Source organism: Flaviflagellibacter deserti (assembly GCF_042652085.1).
GTDB lineage: Bacteria > Pseudomonadota > Alphaproteobacteria > Rhizobiales > Methylopilaceae > Flaviflagellibacter > Flaviflagellibacter deserti.
Genome location: NZ_JBHSJF010000006.1, coordinates 892,390 through 901,169 on the forward strand (window position 1 = coordinate 892,390; position 8,780 = coordinate 901,169).

Sequence of the window (8,780 nt, forward strand, 5' to 3'; positions counted from 1 at the left end):
GACCGTCATGGCCAAATTCACCAGCCTGCAGATCGACGCCAAGGGCGAGGACGAAATCGAAATGACGTTCGAGACCGGCGACGGCGCGACGTTCACGTTCACCGCCTCCGTCGACGACGTGGAAACCATCCAGGACGCGCTCGACGAGATGTTCGAGTACGAGGAAGACGACGCCGAAGAACCCGAGGCGGGAAAGAGCTCCGCGTCATAAATCTTCGCAGCCATCCCGGCGCAACCGCCATCAGCGAACGCCCGAGCTGATCCCGCCGGGGATCAGGCCGCGACCTTCGTCAGGAACGAATCGACGAGACTTCTGAGGTCGGCCGTGCGCGCGGAAATGTCCGACGCGGCCTGATCGACGCTCGTCGACGACCCCGACACCCGGTCTGCCGCTGACGAAACGTCACCGATATGGGCGTTCGCGGAGGTGGTGCCCAGGGCCGCGTTCGCGACACTGCGGCTGATTTCCGACGTTGCCGCGCCCTGCTCCTCGACCGCCGCGGCGATCGCATTGGTCGAACGGTCGACCTCTTCCATCGTCGCGGAAATCTCCCGGATGGCGTCCACCGCCTCGCGCGAGGCGGTCTGGATGGCGCCGATCTGAGTCGAGATGTCTCCGGTCGCCCGCTCGGTCTGGTTGGCGAGCGTCTTGACCTCCTGCGCGACGACGGCGAACCCCTTGCCGGCTTCCCCGGCGCGCGCTGCCTCGATCGTGGCGTTGAGCGCGAGAAGGTTGGTCTGTGCGGCGATGTCCTGGATGAGGGAGACGACATCGCCGATCCGCGCCGCCGCCTCGCTGAGGCTCGCGACGGTCGAATTCGTGCGCCGCACCTCTTCCGAGGCCTGGCCGACAATCCTGCTCGTCCGGCCGATCTGGCCCGTGATCTCCTGAATGGAGGAGACCAGTTCCTCCGCGGCTGCCGCCGCGATCTGGACATTCCCGGTCGCCGTGTCGGATGCCTGGGCCGCGGCGCCCGCTTGCTCGACAGTGGCACTCGCGACCTGATCGAGATCTCGGGCGGCCGACTGCATGGCCGCGCCGTTCTCGGTCATCGCCTCGAGGAGACGCTGGACGTCCTGGCGAAAGCTCGCGATCGCCGCATCCACCACGGCTTGGCGCGAGAGCGCGGCGCTGCGGCTCGCCTCCTGTTGCTCCCCGAGCGTCACTCTCTCGGCGGCATTGGCGCGGAACACGACGAGCGCCCGCGCCATTTCCCCGATTTCGCCCGACCGGTCGGTATCGCCGATGACGGCGTCTTCTCCGCGCGCCATTTGCAGCATCGCATCGCGTATCCGCCCGAGCGGCTTCGTGACCGAGCGGATAAGCAGCGTGGCCGCGCCGAACAGACAAAGGACAAGAAGTCCGCCGACCGCGGCCTGTCCGAAAATCTCCCGCCACACCTGAGCCTGGAGAACATCTATATAGACGCCGGTCCCTACGACCCAGCCCCAGCGCGGATAGCCTTTCACGTAGGACGTCTTCGCCACCGGAGCCGCTTCGCCGGGCTTGGGCCAAAGATAATCGACCGTTCCCGCGCCGTGCGCCTTCACCTCGTCGACGAAGGCGACGAACAGCCTTTTGCCGTTCGGATCCTTGTTCTCGGTGAGGTCCTTGCCGTTTAGTTCAGGCTTGATCGGATGCATCACCATGCGAGGATGCATGTCGTTGACCCAAAGATATTCGGTGCCGGCATAGCGCATCGATGCAATCGCGGAGAGTGTTGCCTTCTGCGCTTCCTCGGTCGTCATTTCGCCGGCCTCCGCCCGCTTGGCGAAGCCGTCGGCAAGGCCGATGGCACTTTCGACGATGTGCTGAAGCTCGGCCTGTTTGTAGGCCATCGCGGTCCGATGGGATTCATAACCGCCGTAGACGATCATCCCGAACAGCGCGATCCCGCCAAGCCCACCGATCAGATAAAGCTGCCTCGCAATCGACCCCTTGCCCATCGCATGCTCCCCGCGCATTTCCCTACGGAATCCTGGAGAAAAATTCCTAACTCATAGATAATTTTACGTGTAGGGGGACGACTTTGCGACCAGGAGGGGAACGATCCGCAAGTCGCAAACGACCCTAACCGCGCGGTAGGGTCGGAACGGCTTGAGATCACATTCGGCTGGCATATCGAAAATTCGCCTCGCGCTTCGAAAACGATGAACCCGGCGGACTGCCTTCCGCGTTCATCGGTTGCGGGAGGTTCGATCATGAACACCAAACCGACCACTGCCTTCCAACAGGGGCGAGCGGCAGCGGCTGAAGGCCGGCAGGCTCAGGACAATCCTTACGAGCAGGGCACCCGCGATCATGCGGAATGGTTCGAGGGATGGCAGTTCGTCCACGATTTCGAGGAGGACGGCGAGATCCCCACGGACGCATGACGCTCGTCCGGAGGGTGCATCCGGCGGCAGCCGCACACGATCCGTGTCCGGGCCGGCCCGATCGCGTGAAGCGTGATCCGAGGCGTGAGCGCGCCGCTCTCGCCTCGCGGGCCGAGCGGCGCTAGAACGCCGCCATGACGACAGACACCACGACCCTCACCCAGCTCGGCCGCGCCACCGAGACGCCCGCGTCTCCTGATGCCGCGACGCTCGAGCGCGTGCCAAACCCGCATCCGGACACGGATTACGTCGCACGCTTCACCGTGCCGGAATTCACCTCGCTCTGCCCGGTCACCGGCCAGCCTGATTTCGCGCATCTGATGATCGACTACGTGCCCGACGCCTGGCTCGTCGAATCGAAGTCGCTCAAGCTCTATCTCACCTCGTTCCGCAACCACGGCGCCTTCCACGAGGATTGCACCGTCGGCATCGGCAAGAAGCTCGTCGAGACGCTGAAGCCGCGCTGGCTGCGCATCGGCGGCTATTGGTATCCGCGCGGCGGGATCCCGATCGACGTTTTCTGGCAGTTCGGCGCGGTCCCGGAAGGCACCTGGGTACCCGATCAGGGGGTCCCTTCCTATCGCGGCCGAGGCTGATAAAAGGAGCCTCCGCGACATACTCGGCCTTTGGTATGAGGCCGGTTGAAAAATATTTCCATTTCCGCCACTAAGGCGGCTCCCCTGGTGGAAGGTCTCCATGGCACCGGGCCACGTCCCAGCTCAGATTACATCCAGTTCCGCTCCGAGCGAGAAGCTGCGCGCGATGTTCGACGCGGCCGTCGCGGCGGCATTGCCGTCGGTCATCGTCCCGCAGCATCTGCCGCCGATCCCGAAGGGCCGCACCATCGTGATCGGAGCAGGCAAGGCCTCCGCAGCGATGGCCAAGGCCGTCGAGGACAACTGGACCGGCCCGCTCGAGGGCCTCGTCGTCACCCGCTACGGCCACGCCGTCCATTGCGACAGGATCGAGATCGTCGAGGCCTCGCATCCGGTGCCTGACGCCGCCGGCGAGGACGCCGCGCGCCGGATCCTCGAAAAAGTCCAGGGCCTCAACGAGGACGACCTCGTCATCGCGCTCATCTCCGGCGGCGGCTCGGCGCTGATGGCGCTTCCGGCCGAAGGCCTGACGCTCGCCGACAAGCAGGCGCTCAACAAAGCGCTCCTCGCCTCCGGCGCCTCGATCGACGAGATGAACTGCGTCAGGAAGCATCTCTCGGCGATCAAGGGCGGCCGCCTCGCGGCCGCCGCCTGGCCGGCGACCGTCGTCTCGCTCCTGATCTCCGACGTCCCCGGCGACGACCCGTCCGTCATCGCTTCGGGCCCGACCGTCCCGGACCGTACCACTTTCGCCGACGCGCTCGCGATCGTCCGCAAATACAAGATCGAGGAGCCCCGCGCGGCGATCGAACATCTCGAACGTGGCGTCGGCGAAAGCATCAAGCCCGGCGACGCGAAGCTGTCGCGCGCGAGCCTCAAAATGGTCGCGACGCCCCAGATGTCGCTGGAAGCGGCGGCCGAGGTCGCCCGTCAGGCCGGCCTGACGCCGATCATCCTCGGCGACGCCATCGAGGGCGAGGCGCGGGAGGTCGCGCGCGTGATGGCCGGTATTGCCCGTCAGGTCGTCCAGTACGATCAGCCGGCAAAAAAGCCCTGCGTGCTGCTCTCCGGCGGCGAGACCACGGTCACCGTGCGCGGCAAGGGTCGCGGCGGCCGCAACGCCGAATTCCTCCTCGCGCTCACCGTCGCGCTCGACGGCCTGAAGGGCGTCCACGCGCTCGCGGCCGACACCGACGGCATCGATGGCAGCGAGGATAATGCGGGCGCGATCGCGCTCGACGACACCCTCTCGCGCGCAGCCGACAAGGGTGTCAGCGCCAAACTCAAACTCGCGGACAATGACGGCTACGGCTTCTTTTCCGCGCTCGACAGCCTTGTGACGACGGGACCCACGCTGACCAACGTCAACGACTTCCGCGCCATCCTTATCACTGACTGAAGAAGGGAGGCGGGGTCGGGACCCCGCGAGATCGCATGCGTGATCGCAAAGCCAAGATTGTTGCCACCGTCGGCCCGGCCAGCTCGAGCCCGGAACAGCTCCGCGCCCTGTTCGAGGCCGGCGTCGACATGTTCCGTCTCAATATGAGCCACGGCACGCACGACGACCATCGCGCCCGTTTCGAGGCCATCCGCGCGCTCGAAAAGGAAACCGGCAAACCGATCGGCATCCTTCTCGATCTGCAGGGCCCGAAGCTCCGCGTCGGCACCTTCGCCGACGGCCCGGTCACGCTCCAGAACGGCGCGCTGTTCCGCTTCGACCTCGATCCGAAGCCGGGCGACGTCAGCCGCGCCTACCTCCCGCACCCGGAAATCTTCGCAGCCGCCCGCCCGGGCGTGCAGCTCCTCCTCGATGACGGCAAGATCCGCATGGAGGTGCAGGAGCACGGCAAGGATTACGCGGTGGGCAAGGTCATCACCGGCGGCGTGCTGTCGGAGCGCAAGGGCGTCAGCGTCGTCGGCGCCGTCCTGCCGCTCGACGTCATCACCGAGAAGGACCGCCGCGACCTCGAATTCGGTCTCGGTATGGGTGCCGACTGGGTCGCGCTCTCCTTCGTCCAGACCGCGCAGGACCTGCACGATGCCCGCAAGCTGATCGGCGGCCGCGCGCTGATCATGTCGAAGATCGAGAAGCCGGCCGCCGTCGACGTCCTGGAAGAGATCGTCGAGGCATCCGATGCCATCATGGTCGCCCGCGGCGATCTCGGTGTCGAGATGCAGCCGGAAGAGATCCCGGCCGTGCAGCGCCGCATGATCAAGCTGTCGCGCCAGTATGGCCGCCCGGTCGTCGTCGCGACGCAGATGCTGGAAAGTATGATCCATTCGCCGACACCGACGCGCGCCGAGGCCTCGGACGTCGCGACCGCCGTCTATGAGGGCGCGGACGCCGTCATGCTTTCGGCCGAAAGCGCCTCGGGCAAGTTCCCGATCGAGGCCGTGACGATGATGAGCAAGATCGTCGCCAACGTCGAAAAGGATCCGGAGTACAAGCGCCTGATCCTCAACTCGCATCCGGGCTCGCGCGCGACGATCGCCGACGCGATCTGCGCCTCGCTCGGCACCGTCGCGAGCGTGCTGCCGCTGACCGCCGCGGCGACCTACACGACCTCGGGCTCGACCACGTTGCGCGCCGCGCGCGAGCGTCCGCTCGTCCCGATCTTCTCGCTGACGCCGAGCATCGAGACGGCACGCCGCATGTCCTGCGTCTGGGGCGTCACCCCCGTCGTCATCCGCGACATCGAGAAGGTGTCGGAGATCGTCGCCTTCGCGACCGAGGTCGCCAAGTCGAACGGCGTCGCCAAGGACGGCGACATCATGGCGGTGACGGCCGGCATGCCCTTCGCGCAGTCGGGCACCACCAACCTGCTCCGCATCTTCCAGGTCGGCGGCGTCTGACCGCATAAATAGTTAGGGGAAACGCCAATGGCGAAATGGGTTCGCTTCACCCATCAGGGGAAGACCGCGTTCGGAACGCTCGACGGCGACAGCATCACCGTCCATTCCGGCGATATGTTCGACGGCGCCACGCCGACCGGCGAGACCGTCGCGCTGTCGTCGGTGTCGCTGCTGGCGCCGACCGAGCCGACCAAGATCATCGCGATGTGGAACAATTTCCACGCGCTCGCGGCCAAGCTCCAGGTCGCGGAACCCGCCGAGCCGCTGTTCCTCCTGAAGTCGATCTCGTCGGTCACGACGCCCGGCGCGGTCGTCAGGAAGCCGAAGGGCTATGAGGGCCCGGTCGTGTTCGAGGGCGAGCTCGGCATCATCATCGGCAAGACCGCGACCCGCATCTCCGAGGAAGAGGCCGCCGCCCACATCTTCGGTTACACCTGCGTGAACGACATCACCGCCGCAGCGATCATCACCAGGGACCCGACCTTCCCGCAATGGGCGCGCGCCAAGGGCTATGACGGCTTCGGCCCGTTCGGCCCGGTCATCGCGACCGACGTGAAGCCGGAGACGCTGGTGGTGAAGACGGTCCTGAACGGTCAGGAGCGCCAGAACTACCCGATCGCCGACATGATCTTCCCGGCCGCGAAGCTCGTCTCGCTGCTCTCGCACGACATGACGCTCAACCCGGGCGACCTGATCGAATGCGGCACCTCGGTCGGCGTCGGCTCGATGAAGGAGCCGGTGAACACGGTCGAGATCATGATCGAGGGCATCGGCACGCTGACCAACACGGTCGAGCTGTGATCTGGACGTCATCCTTCGGCTCGCCGAAGGATGATGACGTCCCCCGGGCAAGTGCGCGAAACGCACGCCGATCCGGGGCCCAGCGCATAAGCGCGCCGCAGGCGCTCAATAACTAAAGAGCTTCGCAAATACACGGTCCCGGTTCTCGGGATGCGCTACGCACACCCCGACCGGGAAACGGCTCACAGCATCTCCCCGTAGAGATTCCGCCAGCCGGGATTGCTCTCCTCGATCAGCGCGATCTTCCACGCGCGCCGCCATTTCTTGAGCTGCGCCTCGCGCGCCCGCGCTTCGAGGATCGAGGCATAGTTCTCGGCCAAAACCAGCATGGTCACGCCGGAGGTCTTGGTGACGCCTCGGCCAGCCCCTCGCGATGCTCGTACATCCGGCACGCCAGATCGTTCGTCACGCCCACATAAAGCGTGCCGTTCCTGCCGCTCGCGAGAAGATAGACCCAGAAGCGCCCCAAACCGCCTTCTGGTCACGCATAAACGCGCCGCAGGCGCTCAATAGATAAAGTGCGGCTTCGCCGCGAGGAGCGCTGGATCTCGCGATGCGCTTCGCGCACGCGCTCCGGGGAAACGGGACAAACAAAAAGGGCCGCCTCTCGGCGGCCCTTTTCAATCATTCAGAACCCTAAGGCTCAGACGGCCTTGGCTTCGTGAAGCTGGGCGATCTGTTCCTGGCTGTAGCCGAGGTCGGCGAGCACTTCGTTGGTGTGCTGGCCGAGCAGCGGCGAGGCGGTGACCTCGACCTTCAGGTCCGAGAACTTGATCGGGCTGCCGACGGTCAGGTACTTGCCGAGCTTCGGATGATCGACCTCGACGACGGTGCCGCTCTCACGGAGCGACTTGTCGTTGGCGATCTCCTTCATCGACAGGACCGGCGCGCACGGAATGTCGAACTTGCGCAGGATGTCGACGGCCTCGAACTTGGTCTTGTCCGACAGCCATTCCTCGATGAAGGCGAAGATGTCGAAGATCTTGTCCTGGCGGGCTTCGGCGGTGTTGTACGCCGGATCCTCGATCCACTCTTCCTTGCCGAGAGCCTTGCAGATCGGCGCCCAGGCATGACCCTGGATGGTGAAGTAGATGTAGGCGTTCGGGTCGGTTTCCCAGCCCTTGCACTTCAGAACCCAGCCCGGCTGACCGCCGCCGCCGGCATTGCCGCCGCGCGGAACGACGTCCGAGAACGTGCCGTGCGGGTACTGCGGGTACTCTTCGAGGTAGCCGATGGCGTCGAGACGCTGCTGGTCGCGCAGCTTGACGCGGCAGAGGTTGAGCACCGAGTCCTGCATCGAGACGGCGACCTTCTGGCCCTTGCCGCCATTCTTGTTGCGGGCGTGCAGCGCGGTCAGGATGCCGATCGCGAGGTGCATGCCGGTGTTCGAGTCACCGAGAGCCGCGGCCGACACGGTCGGCGGGCCGTCCCAGAAACCGGTCGTCGAGGCGGCGCCGCCGGCGCACTGGGCGACATTCTCGTAGACCTTCAGGTCTTCGTAGTGGTGGCCGTCCGAGAAGCCCTTCACCGAGGCGACGATCAGGCCCGGATTGATGGCCTTGATGTTCTCCCAGGAGAAGCCCATGCGGTCGAGCGCGCCCGGGCCGAAGTTCTCGACGAGAACGTCCGACTCCTGGATGAGCTTGGTGAGGACTTCCTTGCCTTGCTGGGTCTTGGTGTCCAGCGTCAGCGAACGCTTGTTCGAGTTCAGCATGGTGAAGTACAGCGCGTCCGCGTCCTTGACGTGGCGGAGCTGCGAACGGGTCACGTCACCGGCGCCCGGACGCTCGACCTTGATCACGTCAGCGCCGAACCACGCCAGAAGCTGCGTGCACGCCGGACCAGCCTGGACGTGCGTGAAGTCGATGATCTTTATACCTTCGAGTGGCTTCGTCATCTGTCGATCCATTCCCTTTCAAGGTTTGCGTTGTTCCTGACGCCCCGACCTTCCGGTGCTGGGTCAGGAAGTGATCATTCCGCCCGGCAGAAGCAAGGCTTTTCCGGGCGGAATGAAGCCAGCCTTTCGGCCAGCGGATATCTCAGTCCGTCTCAGACGCTCTTCTTTTTGACGACGGATTGCGGGTTGAGGTTTCCGATATTGCCGGATTCGGAACCTGCTTCCGGGTCGATGGCGGCGTTGATCAGGGTCGGCTT

The 8,780-nt window shown here is 65.3% G+C and carries 8 protein-coding genes and 1 pseudogene; 6 read left to right on the plus strand and 3 right to left on the minus strand.

Annotated elements, in window-relative coordinates:
- Nucleotides 1-7 precede the first annotated feature (7 nt).
- The gene (locus tag ACFPFW_RS11365; protein ID WP_114957905.1) at nt 8-211 is read left to right on the plus strand and encodes a hypothetical protein; all 204 of its coding nucleotides are present in this window, start codon (nt 8-10) and stop codon (nt 209-211) included.
- A 62-nt stretch (nt 212-273) separates the two neighbouring features.
- On the opposite strand, the gene ACFPFW_RS11370 is transcribed toward ACFPFW_RS11365, so the two are convergent.
- Nucleotides 274-1,947, minus strand: coding sequence for a methyl-accepting chemotaxis protein (locus ACFPFW_RS11370; RefSeq protein WP_162799740.1), 1,674 nt, complete (start codon nt 1,945-1,947; stop codon nt 274-276).
- A 255-nt stretch (nt 1,948-2,202) separates the two neighbouring features.
- Here ACFPFW_RS11370 and ACFPFW_RS11375 point away from each other — a divergent pair, with 255 nt between their 5' ends.
- From ACFPFW_RS11375 to ACFPFW_RS11395, 5 genes are all read left to right on the plus strand, one after another.
- Nucleotides 2,203-2,376, plus strand: a complete 174-nt coding sequence (locus ACFPFW_RS11375; RefSeq protein ID WP_162799739.1) for a ribosome modulation factor — start codon at nt 2,203-2,205, stop codon at nt 2,374-2,376.
- Nucleotides 2,377-2,510: 134 nt separating this feature from the next.
- Nucleotides 2,511-2,972 carry a preQ(1) synthase gene (gene queF / locus ACFPFW_RS11380; RefSeq protein WP_114957902.1) on the plus strand — a complete coding sequence of 154 codons (462 nt, stop codon included), beginning with the start codon at nt 2,511-2,513 and terminating at the stop codon, nt 2,970-2,972.
- A 100-nt stretch (nt 2,973-3,072) separates the two neighbouring features.
- Nucleotides 3,073-4,371: a glycerate kinase type-2 family protein gene (locus tag ACFPFW_RS11385; RefSeq protein WP_114957901.1), complete on the plus strand. Its 1,299-nt coding sequence runs from the start codon at nt 3,073-3,075 to the stop codon at nt 4,369-4,371.
- Nucleotides 4,372-4,406: 35 nt separating this feature from the next.
- Nucleotides 4,407-5,825 carry a pyruvate kinase gene (gene pyk / locus ACFPFW_RS11390; protein WP_114957900.1) on the plus strand — a complete coding sequence of 473 codons (1,419 nt, stop codon included), beginning with the start codon at nt 4,407-4,409 and terminating at the stop codon, nt 5,823-5,825.
- 27 nt (nt 5,826-5,852) lie between these two features.
- A complete protein-coding gene (locus tag ACFPFW_RS11395) occupies nt 5,853-6,626 on the plus strand; it encodes a fumarylacetoacetate hydrolase family protein (protein WP_114957899.1) in 774 nt (257 codons plus the stop codon).
- A gap of 182 nt (nt 6,627-6,808) precedes the next feature.
- Here the strand turns inward: ACFPFW_RS11395 and ACFPFW_RS11400 are convergent.
- Nucleotides 6,809-7,095: pseudogene (locus ACFPFW_RS11400) on the minus strand (GIY-YIG nuclease family protein).
- A 174-nt stretch (nt 7,096-7,269) separates the two neighbouring features.
- On the minus strand, nt 7,270-8,523 hold the full coding sequence (gene frc / locus ACFPFW_RS11405; protein ID WP_114958001.1) for a formyl-CoA transferase: 1,254 nt from the start codon (nt 8,521-8,523) through the stop codon (nt 7,270-7,272).
- Nucleotides 8,524-8,780 lie beyond the last annotated feature (257 nt).